The 14,870-nt window shown below is 61.5% G+C and carries 11 protein-coding genes; 8 read left to right on the top strand and 3 right to left on the bottom strand.

The window, feature by feature from the left end:
• The first annotated feature begins 21 nt into the window (after positions 1-21).
• Both B0G80_RS28510 and B0G80_RS28505 read left to right on the top strand, forming a co-directional pair.
• Complete coding sequence (locus tag B0G80_RS28510) at positions 22-657, top strand: cytochrome b/b6 domain-containing protein (RefSeq protein ID WP_116121353.1); 636 nt, start codon at positions 22-24, stop codon at positions 655-657.
• Positions 654-1,430, top strand: a complete 777-nt coding sequence (locus tag B0G80_RS28505; protein ID WP_116121352.1) for a molybdopterin-dependent oxidoreductase — start codon at positions 654-656, stop codon at positions 1,428-1,430. The genes B0G80_RS28510 and B0G80_RS28505 overlap by 4 nt, the downstream gene beginning before the upstream one ends.
• A gap of 19 nt (positions 1,431-1,449) precedes the next feature.
• Here the strand turns inward: B0G80_RS28505 and B0G80_RS28500 are convergent, their stop codons facing one another.
• Positions 1,450-2,418 (bottom strand): AraC family transcriptional regulator, encoded by a 969-nt coding sequence (locus B0G80_RS28500; protein ID WP_116121351.1) that lies wholly within the window; start codon positions 2,416-2,418, stop codon positions 1,450-1,452.
• 318 nt (positions 2,419-2,736) lie between these two features.
• Here B0G80_RS28500 and B0G80_RS28495 point away from each other — a divergent pair, with 318 nt between their 5' ends.
• Together B0G80_RS28495 and B0G80_RS28490 are read left to right on the top strand one after the other, a co-directional pair.
• A complete protein-coding gene (locus B0G80_RS28495) occupies positions 2,737-3,789 on the top strand; it encodes an NAD(P)-dependent alcohol dehydrogenase (RefSeq protein ID WP_106280718.1) in 1,053 nt (350 codons plus the stop codon).
• Between the two features lie 748 nt (positions 3,790-4,537).
• Positions 4,538-5,494, top strand: a complete 957-nt coding sequence (locus tag B0G80_RS28490) for a LysR family transcriptional regulator (RefSeq protein ID WP_147309928.1) — start codon at positions 4,538-4,540, stop codon at positions 5,492-5,494.
• Positions 5,495-5,668: 174 nt separating this feature from the next.
• Here the strand turns inward: B0G80_RS28490 and B0G80_RS28485 are convergent, their stop codons facing one another.
• Complete coding sequence (locus B0G80_RS28485; protein WP_116121349.1) at positions 5,669-6,610, bottom strand: hypothetical protein; 942 nt, start codon at positions 6,608-6,610, stop codon at positions 5,669-5,671.
• A gap of 123 nt (positions 6,611-6,733) precedes the next feature.
• Here B0G80_RS28485 and B0G80_RS28480 point away from each other — a divergent pair, with 123 nt between their 5' ends.
• From B0G80_RS28480 to B0G80_RS28465, 4 genes are all read left to right on the top strand, one after another.
• Positions 6,734-7,579: a M15 family metallopeptidase gene (locus B0G80_RS28480; protein ID WP_116121348.1), complete on the top strand. Its 846-nt coding sequence runs from the start codon at positions 6,734-6,736 to the stop codon at positions 7,577-7,579.
• Positions 7,580-7,838: 259 nt separating this feature from the next.
• A complete protein-coding gene (gene tssM, locus B0G80_RS28475; protein ID WP_116121347.1) occupies positions 7,839-11,717 on the top strand; it encodes a type VI secretion system membrane subunit TssM in 3,879 nt (1,292 codons plus the stop codon).
• Positions 11,714-12,706 carry a type VI secretion system-associated protein TagF gene (gene tagF, locus B0G80_RS28470; RefSeq protein WP_106280708.1) on the top strand — a complete coding sequence of 331 codons (993 nt, stop codon included), beginning with the start codon at positions 11,714-11,716 and terminating at the stop codon, positions 12,704-12,706. Before tssM ends, tagF begins: the two co-directional genes overlap by 4 nt.
• Positions 12,707-12,710: 4 nt before the next feature.
• A complete protein-coding gene (locus B0G80_RS28465) occupies positions 12,711-13,673 on the top strand; it encodes an OmpA family protein (RefSeq protein ID WP_116121346.1) in 963 nt (320 codons plus the stop codon).
• 83 nt (positions 13,674-13,756) lie between these two features.
• Here the strand turns inward: B0G80_RS28465 and tssA are convergent, their stop codons facing one another.
• Positions 13,757-14,860, bottom strand: a complete 1,104-nt coding sequence (gene tssA / locus B0G80_RS28460) for a type VI secretion system protein TssA (RefSeq protein WP_116121345.1) — start codon at positions 14,858-14,860, stop codon at positions 13,757-13,759.
• Positions 14,861-14,870 lie beyond the last annotated feature (10 nt).

The following is a 14,870-nucleotide window of genomic DNA, read 5'->3' as shown; positions in this document are numbered from 1 at the left end:
TTGTCTCGTGAGCTTCACACCATGCCCGAAACACCAACGCGCCTGCCCGTTCACCCGCTCGCCGTACGAGTCACGCACTGGATCAACGCATTCGCGATGGTCTGCATGGTGATGAGCGGCTGGGCCATTTATAACGCGTCGCCGTTTTTCCCGTTCCGGTTTCCGGTGTGGGCGACCGTCGGCGGATGGCTGGGCGGCTCGATTGCGTGGCATTTCGCGGCCATGTGGCTGCTTTGCGCGAACGGGCTGCTGTATTTCGCGTATGGCGTCGGACGCGGGCATTTCCGGCGCAAGCTGTTGCCGGTTCATCCACGCGACGTGGCGCATGACGCCAGCCTCGCGCTGCGCTTCAAGCTATCGCACGATACCGGCAAATACAACGCAGTGCAGCGCGCGCTGTATCTGCTGGTGCTATGTCTTGGCGTGTTGCTGGTCGCGTCTGGGCTGTCCATCTGGAAGCCCGTGCAATTCTCATGGCTCACCGCACTGTTCGGCGGCTTTGATTTTGCGCGACGCGTGCATTTCATTGCGATGGCAGGCGTGGTCGGTTTCGTGGTCGTGCATCTGGCGCTCGTGCTGCTGGTGCCGCGCACCTTGCTGCCGATGTTGACAGGACGCGCACGGCCACATTCGGCGCATGAAGGGAGCCAGGCATGAGCGCATCCAAACCCAACCGCGACGCACGCCGATCCCCCATCGTGCTTGCCGATCATCAGCCGCAAATCGAGCGACTGCAACGGCGGCTGTTTCTGCGCTCCTCGCTTTCCATCGGCGCACTGGGGATGCTCTCGGGCTGCAACATGCAGGACGGCGATTCGGTCGACAAAGTACTTTGGGCCATGTCGCGCTGGAATGATCGCGTGCAAGGCTGGCTATTCGATCGCAACAAGCTCGCGCCGACCTATTCGGCGCGCGAAATCACCGACCCGTTCCCCTTCAACGCGTTCTATCCTGAGTTCGACGCGCCGGACATCGACGGCTCGACGTATCAACTGGAAGTATCAGGGCTCGTCTCGGACAAGCGCACCTGGAACCTCGATCAGCTACGCGCGTTGCCGCAGGCTTCGCAGATCACTCGCCACATCTGTATTGAAGGATGGAGCGCGATCGGACAATGGCGCGGTGTGCCGTTTCGCACGTTTCTGGAGCGCATCGGTGCCGATCTGAATGCGCGCTATGTTGGGTTCAAATGCGCGGACCGCTATTACTCCAGTCTCGACATGGCGACGGCCCTGCATCCGCAGACGCAGCTCACGCTCGATTTTCGCAACGAGCCGCTGCCGGCCAAATACGGTTATCCCTTGAAACTGCGCGTGCCGACCAAACTCGGTTTCAAGAATCCCAAGCACATCGCCGCGATCTTCGTGACCAACACGAATCCCGGCGGCTATTGGGAAGACCAGGGGTACAACTGGTTCAGCGGTTTGTAGTGCGGTCCGTTTTGCCCGATCACACGGCAGTAACGTAACGCGCTACCGGTTTCACCACGCGCGGCGGCGGCGCGTCGTAGAGGGCGCGCATGCGCTTCACTTCGTCGACCGGGCTCAGCCCGAACAGACGCTTGAACTCGCGGCTGAACTGCGACGCGCTTTCATAACCGACGCGCGCCGCGGCCGCGCCCGCATTCAGCCCATCCTGCACCATCAGCAAACGCGCGTGATGCAAACGCGTGGTCTTTACGTATTGCATCGGCGAAGTCGCGGTGACCGCTTTGAACTGCGCGTGAAACACGGCGAGGCTCATGCCTGCTTCGGACGCGAGCGTATCGACGTCGAGCACGCCGTGGTAGTCGGCATGAATTCGCCGCAGCGCCTTGGCAATGCGGCCGAAATGATTCTGATGCGTGAGCGCCGCGCGAATCGCGTCGCCTTGCTCGCCGGTCAGCACGCGATAACAGATTTCGCGCACCACGCCGGGTGCAAGAATGCGCGCGTCGAGCGGCGAAGCCAGCGCATCCATCAGCCGTTGCACCGCATTGCACAGCGCCGGGTCGAGCGGTGTCGAATAAATGCCGACGGGTTCGTTCTGCGCGGCGCCCTGCGTTTCGTTCAACGCCATCAGCAATTCGGCCACCATGGTCAGATCGACGCGCACCGAGATGGCGAGAAACGGCTCTTCCGCACTCGCCTCGGTTTCGCATTCGAATGGCAACGGCACTGAGAGAACCAGGTACTGCTGCGCGTCGTACTGAAACACCTGATCGCCGAGAAAGCCGCGCTTGCGGCCCTGACAGACGATCACGATGCTCGGTTCGTACATGACCGGCATGCGCGGCATGGGACTATTCGCGCGCATCAGATTGACGCCTTCGAGACTCGTGCGCGTGAAGCCCGGGGTGGGCGCGAGCACATCGAATAATTCGATCAGGCGCTGCTGGGCGGGATCGACCGAGACGGGTTCAGCGGAACGGGGAGACATGACGGTATAGTGACGTGCGAGAGAATAATGCTTGAAATTTAGCACCAAACAACCTATCGCGCTCTTCGCCAGGAGTTTTAGGCAAATCTTCAAGACATTCAGGTATTCCCGGGCTGCCTGCCCGCTCCTATCATGGGAACCCTGCCGGATCATCCTTTTCCGCGCTGCGCCGGGCTCGGTTGCCAATTCCCAGTTTGACGAATTTGCCAGCCACCGCCCGCGCCGTGATCCCGGTTCATGACGAGGTTGGCCACATCGGCGACATGTGTCGCCCGTCGCCGGCGCCTTGCAACTTCACCCTCTTTGCTGGAGCTACCCATGAGCACGACTTACGCCTATGCAGCGACCGACGCTACTGCGCCGCTCGCCCCGTTCGAAATCCAGCGCCGCGAACTGCGCGCCCATGACGTGCAGATGGAAGTTCTGTTTTGCGGAGTGTGCCATTCCGATTTGCATCAGGCGCGCAACGAATGGAAGAACACGGTGTTTCCGGTTGTGCCGGGCCATGAGATTGTCGGCCGCGTGACCGCGGTGGGTCCGGATGTAACGAAGTACAAGGCCGGCGATCTGGTAGGCGTCGGCTGTCTGGTGGATTCGTGCCGCACCTGTGCGAGTTGCAAAGAAGATCTCGAGCAGTATTGCGAGAACGGTTTTGTCGGCACGTATAACGGTGTTGATCGAGTTGACGGCCAGATCACATATGGTGGTTATTCCACGCAGCTCGTCGTGGATGAAGCGTTCACGCTGCGTGTGCCGGAGAATCTCGACCCTGCTGGCGTGGCGCCGTTGCTGTGCGCGGGGATCACGACGTATTCGCCGCTGCGGACCTGGGGTGCTGGTCCTGGCAAGAAGGTCGGCATTGTCGGTCTTGGCGGCCTTGGGCATATGGGTGTGAAGCTTGCTCGCGCGATGGGCGCGCATGTTGTGTTGTTCACGACCTCGCCTTCCAAGATTGAAGATGCGAAGCGGTTGGGTGCGCATGAAGTCGTGATTTCGAAGAATGCCGAGGAAATGGAAGCGCATTTGAATAGCTTCGATCTGATTGTGAATACGGTTGCTGCTCAGCATGATTTGAATCCGTTTTTGAATCTGCTTAAGCGAGATGGGACTATGACGCTGGTCGGCGCGCCGGAGCATGATCATCCGTCGCCGCAGGTGTTTAATCTGATCTTCAAGCGTCGCCGGTTGGCTGGGTCGTTGATTGGTGGGATTGCTGAGACGCAGGAAATGTTGGACTTCTGCGGGGAACATGGGATTACTTCGGATATCGAAGTTATTCCTATGCAGGGGATTAATGAGGCTTTTGAACGGATGCTGAAGAGTGATGTTAAGTATCGGTTTGTGATTGATCTGGATTCCTTGCGGAAGTGATTGTTTTTTTGGCTCGCGCCGCGGTTTTTTTTGGGGCTGTGGCGTGGGTTTTTTGTAGGGTTGTTTTTTTGGGTGTGCTCTTTCGGTTTTGGCCTTTCCTTGTGTTCTTAGTGGTCTATTAGTGTTGCCCCTGTGCGGGGCGGCACCTACTTCTCTTTACACCGCGGCAAAGAGAAGTAGGCAAGAGAAAGCGGCTCAAACCGCTAATTCTTAAGCGGGTCCCCCGCACAGCCGCGGTAGCGGCACATCTGGAATCCGTGCTCTCGCACATTCGGCGTGAGTGACAAAGCAGTCATTCTTCCGGCGGCGCTACGCGCGCCCCCCGGTACAAATTAAACCAATCGTTTCTTTCGGCGCATCGCCGAGGCGAAGCCGACGGCCCCCACAACGCACAAAACGAAGCCACCGACTCCTAAGTGGACCGCTCCGGCGAGCGCGGAGCGCGAGGCGGGAAGAATGAGCGCCTTGTCACAAGCGCCGAATGCGCGAGAACCCAGATTCCAGATGCGCCACTGCCGCGACTGTGCGGGGGACCCGCTTATGAGCTAGCGGTTTGAGCCGCTTTCTCTTGCCTACTTCTCTTTGCGGCGGCAAAGAGAAGTAGGTGCCGCCCCGCACAGGGGCAACACTAATAGACCACTAAGAACACAAGGAAAGGCCAAAACCCTAAGCATCCCAAACAAAAAAAACCTACCAAAAAACAGGCAAGAAAAAAACCAAAAGCAACCCTCGACAGGAGCATGAACCCGTGATTGACAGAATAACTGCAATGCGCACCTTCATCCGAATCGTGGACACCAACAGCTTCACCCGCGCAGCGGAATCACTAAACATTCCGCGCGCCACGGCGACCACGATCGTCCAGAATCTGGAAGCCCTGCTAGGCACAGTCCTTCTAGCCCGCACAACGCGGCGCCTAAGCGTCACCCCCGAAGGCGCCGCCTACCACGAACGCTGTGCGCAAATCCTCGCCGACATCGACGAAATGGAAGCCAGCATCCGTCACGCGACGGATAACCTGACCGGCCGTCTGCGTATCGAAATGCCCGGCGCCGTAGCCAGCGCTATCGTGCTGCCAGCGCTCGAAGACTTCCACACGCGTTACCCCAACCTCGATCTCGCGATCGGCATCAGCAACCGCACAGTCGATCTGATCACCGAAGCCATCGACTGCAGCATCCAGCTCGGCGAATTGCCGGACTCGAATCTGGTCGCGCGCCAACTCGGCACGCTCGAACACGTGACCTGCGCGAGCCCGGCCTATCTGGCCCGCTACGGCACACCGACGGATCTCGACGATTTGCGCGGACATGCGGCCGTCAATTGCATGTCGCCGCATAACGGCCGCGAAGTGGACTTCGATTTCGAAGTGAACGGCGAAGCGCAAAACGTGAAGGTGAAAGGCTTCGTCAAGGTCAGCGACGAACAGGCCTATCTCACCTGCGGCCTGCAAGGCCTCGGTCTGATCCAGCCCGCGCGGATCGCCGCGCAACCGTACCTCGACTCGGGACTATTACGCGAAGTCATGCCGCAATGGAAGCCCGTGCCGATGCCGGTCTCGGTCGCCTATGTGAAGAATCGCCGCGTGTCGCCGCGCGTGCGCGCGTTCGTGGACTGGCTGGCGGAGTTGTTCGAGAAAGCGGAGCACGTCGATCAGGATCTCTCGCGTGTCCGTCAATTACTGCGCGGCCTGCATCACGCCTGAGGCGGCTTGAATGCAGGCGCGCAGCGCGGTAGAAAACCGCGTCCGTTCGGCAGCTTGACCGGCACCGGCCGCGTCAGCAGTTCAGCGTCTTGAACAATTGCGTGATGACGGTCGGCGGGGTCTGCGCATTGATTTCGCTACCGCCGCAGGCCGAGAGTGAATGAAGAAGCGCGACTAAGGCTGACGAGCCTGCTGCGCCGATCCCGGGCACGCGGGATCTTTGCCCCAATGGCCGTCACATACGCGCCAGCGGCACAACTGGTCTTCGAAGAAGCCGCGCTGTCCGCACTCTTTCACGCGCTCAGCGAGCTTGGCGTTGCCAGGTGTTGCGGATGCGCTAACCTTGGTTGCGGTCTTGCCGTCCGCAGCTTTCGCATCCGCCGGCTTGGTCCGTGCAACGAGCGCAGCCAATAGATCGGCATCCGAATCATCTTTCGATGCACTACCGCTCGTGCGCGTTTTCTTCGATTGAGCGACCGCAGTCGGCGCGCTCGCATGACGGTTGCCGGCAATCGCACTTTCCTTCTTGCCGTGCACGGCGCTCTCGTGCTTCTCCTTGCTGGCCACCGCCGTGGCGCTTTTGCCATGCTTCGCCGCCGGCGCCGTGACCGCGGAAGCGGCCGTTGCGGATGCCACCGGTGCGGGTGCGCTGCTCGGCTCCGCGCCGTCGGCGAGCGCGCGCGACAGACGGCTACCGTCGCTGGCGGGTGCTGTAGCGGACGCCGCAACGGCTTTGCTGTCGCTATCGTCGGCAACGATCGTGGCCGCTTGCGACGATGCCGGAGCCGGCGCCTCCGCTTTGGCGACAACTTGCGGCGCGGCGCTCGCGGCAGCCGCCGGCGCAGAACTCTTCTGCACGCTCTCAGGCGTGGCCGCCGCCAGCGACTCGCTCTGCACGCGCTGCTGCATATGCCATGCACCCCAGCCGCCGGCTGCGATCACCAGCAACGCGACCAATAGCAATGGCGCCCTGGACCGGCGTGGTTGTTCCGTAGGCGGCGCAACGCGGCCTTCAAGGTTCGCAAGAATTCGCGAACCATTGCCGTCAGCGCCTTTAGCCTTATCGGATAACAGGCTAGGCGGGGCTTTGGAATTCGAACTTTCCGGCGCACTCATTCACTGTCTCATTGAATCCTGGATTATTTCGCCGTGATAATACGTTCCGGCTCGCTCCGAGCAGGCCTGATTCTAAGAGCAAGCATTACAAAATACAATTGTTTCCAATTTCCGGGGTCGCCTTTGATTGCCGTAGTACTTCTCGCCTATTTCGCCATCGCCGTCGTGATCGCCGCAATCCTGCTATTGCCGGCGGCACGCGCCTCTTTATTAGGCGCGGCGCTCGCTATTCACGGCCGCGTTATGCGCGGAGCATCTCGCAGTGCGTCGCGCGCTCGCGGTCAATTAGCACGCTCGGCAAAAATTTCGCAATCGACCGCAGCCGATATGCAAAAGTTACTGGTGAAGCGGCGCTTGCTGATTTTTACCACGACAGGTATTCTTGCGACGCCTCCATTGGTGGCATTGGCTTTACGCGGCCGGCAATTATTCCAATTCGATGACACCGCACGGGTTCCGGACGAGAAAATTGCCGCGCTATTGAATGGCGAACAGCTCGTACCCCCGCCGCCGTTGCCGCCGGAGGTATTCGCAACGCGAGAAGTCGAGCAGATCCGGCCCGCGCTTAAAGACGCGAGCCGCGACTGGAATTTGCTCGACGCCGATTTCAGAACGCGTTTATTGCTCGTGTACAAAATCATGCGCGAACAATACGGGTATGAAATGGCTTTGCTGGAGGGATATCGCAGTCCGGAGCGGCAAAACCGGCTGGCGCAAATGGGGGGCAACGTCACCAATGCCGCGGCGTTTCAAAGCTATCACCAATACGGCCTTGCCTCGGACAATGCGTTTTTGCGCGACGGCAAGCTCGTCATTTCAGAAAAAGATCCCTGGGCCATGCGCGGTTATCAGTTATACGGGCAGACAGCCGAACAGGTCGGTCTGACCTGGGGCGGTCGCTGGAAAATGATGGATCTCGGGCACGTCGAATATCACAAACCCGGCTTCGTCCTCGGGCGCAGTCATTAAGGCGCAATGGGCAAAACCGGATAATAAAGAGGTTGACATGGGGCGTTCAATCAATTTTTCTGGCGAAAAGTGGCAATGCCGCACGCATAACGGCATTGTTCCGATCAGCGTAATCACGGGCAAAACCTGTCGATTTAACAATTCCGCCGTATTCGCTTTCGCCTGAATATGCTTTCGTTTTATTTCAAACGCCGTACGCGCGCCATGCTGTCTGCTACAGCACGCGCCACAACACTCATCATCAAGACCTGAACGGCTTATGCGACGCATTCTCAACGTGTTGACCCACACACGCACGCTCTCGATCATCGGCTTGCTCGCGCTCGCTGCTGTTTTATTCATCGGCGCCGATACCTTGCAGATCGACCTGATGTGGCCGGCCATCGTGCTCGGCGCCGTGATCGCGCTGTGGCTGCTGGTGTGGATCGTGCGCCGGCTGCGCGCGCGCCGCGCCAATCGCAAGCTCGGCGAAATGCTCGAGCAGCAGGCGGAGAAGCAGGCCGAGGCCGGTCCCGCGCCCACGCCCGCGCGCCAGGCCGAACTCGACGTGCTGCGCACGCGTCTCGTCGACGCGGTGAAGACCATCAAGACCTCGAAGATCGGTCAGGTTTCGGGCGGTTCGGCGCTCTATGAGTTGCCTTGGTACATCGTGATCGGCAACCCCGCCGCGGGCAAGAGTAGCGCGGTGTTGAATTCGGGCTTGCAATTCCCCTTCGCCGACAAGAACAACGCGGTGATCCACGGCATTGGTGGCACGCGCAACTGCGACTGGTTCTTTACCACCGAAGGCATTCTGCTCGACACCGCCGGCCGCTATTCCGTGCATGAGGAAGACCGCACCGAATGGCTCGGCTTTCTCGGACTGCTCAAACGTTTCCGGCCGAAGGCGCCGATCAACGGCATCATCGTCACCGCGAGCATTGCGGAACTGACCAGCAGCAAGCCCGAATTCGCGATCAATCTCGCGAAGAACTTGCGCCAGCGCGTGCAGGAGTTGACCGAGAAGCTCGAAGTATTCGCGCCGGTGTATGTGATGTTCACCAAGGCCGACCTGATTACCGGCTTCACCGAATTCTTCAGCGGCAGCGAGCGTCACGAATACGATCGCGTGTGGGGCGCCACCCTGCCCTACGAGCCGGACGAGAAGCGCGACGTGGTCGGCCTCTTCGACGAACACTTCGAAGAGCTGTACGACGGCCTGAAAGAGATCAGCGTCGCGCAGATGTCGATCAATCGCGGCAATAAGCTCTCGCCGGGCCAGCTGAGTTTCCCGCTTGAATTCTCGACGATCAAGCCCGCGCTGCGCGCGTTCCTCGCCACGTTGTTCGAGACCAATCCGTTCCAGTACAAGCCGATTTTCCGCGGCTTCTATTTCACCAGCGCATTGCAGGAAGGCGAAACCAATAGCGCCGCAGCCACACGCATTGCGAACCGTTTCGGCCTGAGTTCGGACAGCCTGCCCAAGCCGCATAGCGCGTTCTCGAAGAACGGTTTCTTCCTGCGCGATCTGTTCTCGAAGGTGATCTTCGCCGACCGGCAAACGGTCAGGCAATTCGCCAGCCCCGCCAAGACGCGCATGCGCTATGCGACCTTCTTCGGCTTCGTCGCGGTGCTCGCACTGGCGCTCGGCGGCTGGACCTGGTCGACGGTCAACAACCAGCAGCTCACGGCGAACGTGCAGGCCGACCTCGACAATGTCGTGCGCCTGCAGCAGAACCGCAACGATCTGCAATCGCGCCTGCAGGCCATGGACGTGCTCGAGGACCGCATCGACCAGCTCGAACAGTTCCGCCGCGACAGGCCGCTCGCGGTGTCGCTCGGTCTGTATCAGGGCGATCGCCTCGAACAGCGCCTGCTCACCGAATACTACAACGGCGTGCGGCAGATCCTGCTCGATCCGGTTTCGCAGAATCTCGCGTCGTTCCTGAAGGACGTCAACGCGCATCCCGACCAGCTCGCGCCGTTGAATCGCGCGCCGGATGCTGCCACGATTCCGGTCTCCACCCATTCGGCCATGAGCGCGAACAGCCAGGGCGGCCTGTATAGCGACGCCTCGCCGACCAACGTCGAAGATGCGTACAACGCGCTCAAGACCTACCTGATGCTGAGCGACAAGCGTCATGTGGAAACCGCTCACCTCACCGATCAGGTTGCGCGCTTCTGGCGCGGCTGGCTCGAAACCAATCGCGGCAACATGCCTCGCGACGAGATGATCCGCAGCGCCGAGCGCATGATTACGTTCTATCTCGCGCGCGTGTCCGACGACGACTGGCCGATGATCGACCAGAACCTCGGCCTCGTCGATCAAACGCGAGAGAACTTGCGCCGCGTGGTGCGCGGCATGCCGGCCCGTCAGCGCGTCTACGAGGAAATCAAGGCGCGCGCGTCGACCCGTTTCGCGCCCATGACGATCGCGCGCATCGTCGGCGAAAACAATACGGCGCTGGTGGCGGGCAGCTATGCGATCCCCGGCACCTTCACGCGCGAAGCGTGGTTCCAGTACGTGCAGCCCGCGATCCGCGACGCCGCCACGAAAGAGTTGCAGGCGAAGGACTGGGTACTCAACACGTCCGCGCACGACGATCTGACGCTGGAAGGCAGCCCCGAACAGATCCAGAAAGCGCTCGTCACGATGTACAAGACCGAGTACGCGATGCACTGGCAAAAGTTCATGCAAGGCATTGCGGCGCAGAGCTTCGGCAGCTTCGGCCAGGCGGTGGATGCGATGAACCGTCTCGGCGATCCGCAGGACTCGCCAATCCGCAAGGTGCTCGAAACCGCGTACGACCAGACTTCCTGGGACAACCCGTCGCTCTTCAACGCGAATCTGAAGCGCGCGCAAACCGGCGTGACGAGTTGGGTCAAGAACCTGTTCTCGCGAGCGCCGACTGGCCAGATCAACGCGAATATCGACATCAACGGCAATCCGGTCGAAGTGCCGATGGGTCCGATCGGCCAGGAGTTCTCGGCGTTGGGCCGTATCGTCGTGAGCGGCGACAACGGGTCGATGCTCAAGGGCTATATGGAGACGCTGTCGAAAGTCCGCACGCGCTTTAACGTGATCAAGAACCAGGGCGATCCGGGACCGGGCGCGCGTCAACTGATGCAGCAGACGCTCGACGGCAGCGGTTCCGAACTTGCCGATTCGCTGAAGTACGTCGACGAACAGATGCTCACGGGTCTCACCGACTCACAGCGCAAAGCCCTGCGTCCGCTGCTCGTGCGTCCGTTGATGGCGGCGTACGCGGTGGTGATCCAGCCGGCCAGCGTCGAAGTCAACAAGGTGTGGAACGCGCAGGTGTATCAAAGCTTCCAGGGTTCGCTCGCCAACAAGTATCCGTTCGCGAGCGATGCGAAGGTCGAAGCCGGCGCGGGCGAGATCGCTCAGGTGTTCGGCCCGGACGGCGCGATCGCCAAGTTCGTCGGCACCACGCTCGGACCGCTCGCGGTGCGTCGTGGCGACACGCTGACGGCCCGCACATGGGGCGACATGGGACTCGCCCTCACGCCCGACTTCACCAGCGGCTTTGCGCGCTGGGTGGCGCCGCTTGCCGGCGGCGCGGCGGGTGCGACGGCGGGCCAGGGTTCGGCCGAACCGCAGACCGTGTTCCAGATTCTGCCGCAGCCGAGCAGCGGCACGACGGAATACACGCTGGCAATCGACGGCCAGCAGATGCGCTACCGCAACACGCCGCCGCAGTGGACCAACTTCGTGTGGCCGAATCCGTCGGGCTCACCAGGCGCGACATTGAACGCCACGACGTTCGACGGCCGCACGCTGCAACTGGTCAACGAACCGGGCCGCTACGGACTGGAGAAGCTGATCAACTCGGCACAGCGCAAGCGTCGTCCGGACGGCACGTTCGATCTGTCGTGGACGCAAGGCAGCGTGACGGTAGCGGTCAGCATGCGCATCATCAGCACGTCGCAGGCTTCGAGCGGCAGCAGCGACGCGCCGCAGCAGCAGAGCTTGCGCGGCTTGCGGCTGCCGTCCTCGGTGGCGGATGTGAGCGCGGCGGCGAATTCGGTCAACGCGACGGCTGCGGGTGCGCCAGGTGCCGCGCCCGCGCCGGCTGCCCCGGCGGCACGCCCGGCCACCGCCGCCACCGCGGTTTCGAATACAGGGGGTGCGCAATGACGCAAACCGTGCAGGCGCAAATCGCCTACTTCGGCAAGATCCCGTCGCGCGGCGACTTCGTGAAAAGCGCGCATAACCCGCAATTGCTGGCTACGCTCGACCGCTGGATCGCCGAAGCCATGGAACTGCTCACCGACGATCCGCGCTGGAAGATCGTCTACGAAAACGCCAAGCCGATGCACTTCGCGTTCCTCGGTTCGCGCAGCAAGCTGGCGATTGCCGGGCATATGATGGCGAGCCACGACCAGTCGTCGCGGCGCTTTCCGTTTCTTGCCGCGACCGCGCTCGAAGTCGAAAAGCCGCTGACGTTTCTCGCGCACAGTCCGCTCGCGTTCGCGCGCTTGTGGTCGCGCGTCGCGGCGCAAATGAAGCCGCTGCTCGGCGCCAGCGAGCCGCCGGGCGCGCTGCAGGCGCTCGGCGAAACGCAAGTGCCGATCGAGATCGGCGGCGGTCCGGGCAATCCGCACGACGGCACCTTCAACGACTTCGTCGAACACCAGACACTCGCCGGGCTCGAACAAATGCTGCTGGCGAGCGGCCATCCGGTGCGCTTGCGCGGCGCGATGCTGGCGCTCGGCTCACTGCTGCGTCCAGTGATGCAAAGCGGTTCGTCGCATCTCGAACGCGGGCTGACCTTGCCGCTGCCGAACGACCCGTTCTATCGCAGTCTCGTTGCCGCGTTCTGGCTCGAACTGGTTGCGCCGTTCGTCGCGCAGGCGGATTTCGAACTGGCGATTTTTATCGGCACGATTGCCGAGCGCGAGCGGCTCATCATCGGCTTTAACGGCGCCTCGGCCAAAACGCTGCATAGCGTGGTCGATCCGCAGTCGTACGCGGCGCACAACATCGATATCGACGATCCCGAATGGATCGACGAACACGCACAAAACGATCATGGCATCAGCAAGCTCGTCAGTTATCTCGACCAACCGCAACTGTCGCTGCGCGTCAGCATCGACACGTTCCGCGAAGCATTCACGGGAGCGTGACACGATGCTGAACAACACATCCACCGCACGCATGACGGTGCTGCTCACGGGTCTTCTGCTCAGCGCGTTTGCGTATGCCGACAACGACGGCCCCGCTCGCGTCACGCCGGTCGACAATAGCGGCGTTTCGATTCACACTACGGTGCTGCCGCCGGCCGCTTCGGCCTCAGTCGGCAATGCGGGGCCTGCAGTGAGCACCGCCGGACTCGCGAGCGGTACGACCGGCGCCGGCACCGGCGCGATCACCGCGGCGCCGCCGCCCGCCAATGCGACGCCTGGCCAGGTCGTGGTCGGCGGCAAGGTGCCGGACGAAGCGACCAAGGCGGCCGTGCTCGCGCGCCTGCGCGACACATACGGCGCGGCCAACGTGGTCGATCAAATTGAAGTCGCCGATGTGGCGACGCCGCCGAACTGGTCCGCCAACGTGCAGAAGCTGATCGGCCCGCAGTTGAAGCAGATCAGCAAAGGTCAGCTGAAAATCGACGGCACGCAGATCGACGTGAAGGGCGAAGTACACAACGAATCGCAGCGCCAGCAACTCGCGAGCGACATGGCGAATGCGTTGAACCCGACTTACACGATCAAGAATGGACTACGTGTGAGTGCGTCCGAACAAGGCCTGCTCGATCAGACGCTCGCGAATCGTACGATCGAATTCGAAACCGGCAGCGCGACGCTCACGCCGCAAGGCCGCGCGATTCTCGATCAGATGGCCGCCGCGATGGGGAAGATGACGACGAGGACTGTCGCAATCATCGGCCACACGGACAACTCGGGTAACCGCACGTCGAATATCGCCTTGAGCCAGGCGCGCGCGGATGCGGTGAAGGGTTATCTGGTCGCGAAGGGCATTCCGCCGCAGCAGATGACAACGACCGGCGTCGGCCCCGATCAGCCTATCGCGTCGAACGACACGACCGATGGGCGGGCACGGAATCGGCGGATCGAATTTCGTGCGGGCTCTTGAACGGTTGCTGTTTGCGCAGCAGCGTGCATGAAAAAAGCCTGGCCTCGATGAGAAGCCAGGCTTTTTTTCGTTCGGACCGCCTTTTAGCTGTTTTCTTCCGGCTTCACGCCCAGCAACTCGCGAATATGCGCGAGCGATCCATCGTCTTTGACCACCGTCGAAAGCCATTGATGCAATGGCATATCCGCCGCCTCCGCGGCTTTTTCCGCGAAATACGCGGCAGGATTATGCGGCTCGGTCGCGCGAAAGAACCTGGCCACCGCACGCAATTGCGCGACGGCCTGCGCGCGGCTCTGGATTCCTGCAACTGGACTCGTCGGCATGGTCGTCAACACAGGTTCCTCGCGTTGCGGTGCGGTCTTGAAGGTGGGCTCGGCGCGGTCCTGCTCGTGCGCCGCGGGTGCTTTAGGGGGCGGCGCTTCACCGCTCACACCGACTTCGCGTGCAAAGCGCTCAGCCAGCCGGTAGACGTTTTCGTAAGCGTCCTTCGCCTGACGGAAACTCGGCGCGGAATCGGGCGCGCGCCGGTCCAGTTCCTGTTCGAGCGCGAGCATGGCCGCTTCGAACGCCTTCAGATCGACTAGCAGCGTCGAATAGAACGCCGGCGGTGTAGCGCGTTTGGACGCCTCGATCTGATCGATCGACGGCTTGCCGCGCGCGATATCGTCGGCGTGATCCGGATCGCGTTTGACGGCTTGTGCAACGTGCGTGGCGACATCCCAATCGATCGTGCTGTACGCATTGCCCTGCGACGACGTGAGCGGCATGGCGCGCAGCAGATCTCCCGTACGCCCGACCAGCCACGCGACATTGCCGAGGCGATACTCGGTGTCGTCGCCGTCCGGCAGCGGATGCACGTGGTCCCAGTAGCGCTCGCATAGTTTCGTCAGCAGCGCGTAACCCTGCGAAAGACCGTTGACGCCCTCATCGATCGCAAGTGCTTCGGTAAGCCACACCGCGAGGCGCAAGTCCTTGGTCTGCGTTTGCAGCAGACTGGCCGAACGCTCGACCACGAAAGCCCAATCGGCTTCCTTGACCTCCGTGACCCATTCGCCCTGATCCAGCGAGGGGTCTTCGAAACGGCGCGCGTGCTGGATCGCGTCGAAATCCGCCGAAAACAGCAGATCTTCGCCACAGGGCGAGGTTTCGCTGAGCGGAGCCAGCAAGGTGTCTAGATTAATCGGCATGAAAGGAAGC

The organism is Paraburkholderia sp. BL6669N2, assembly GCF_003387275.1.
Lineage (GTDB): Bacteria > Pseudomonadota > Gammaproteobacteria > Burkholderiales > Burkholderiaceae > Paraburkholderia.
This window is presented reverse-complemented; position numbering and strand designations above follow the sequence as displayed.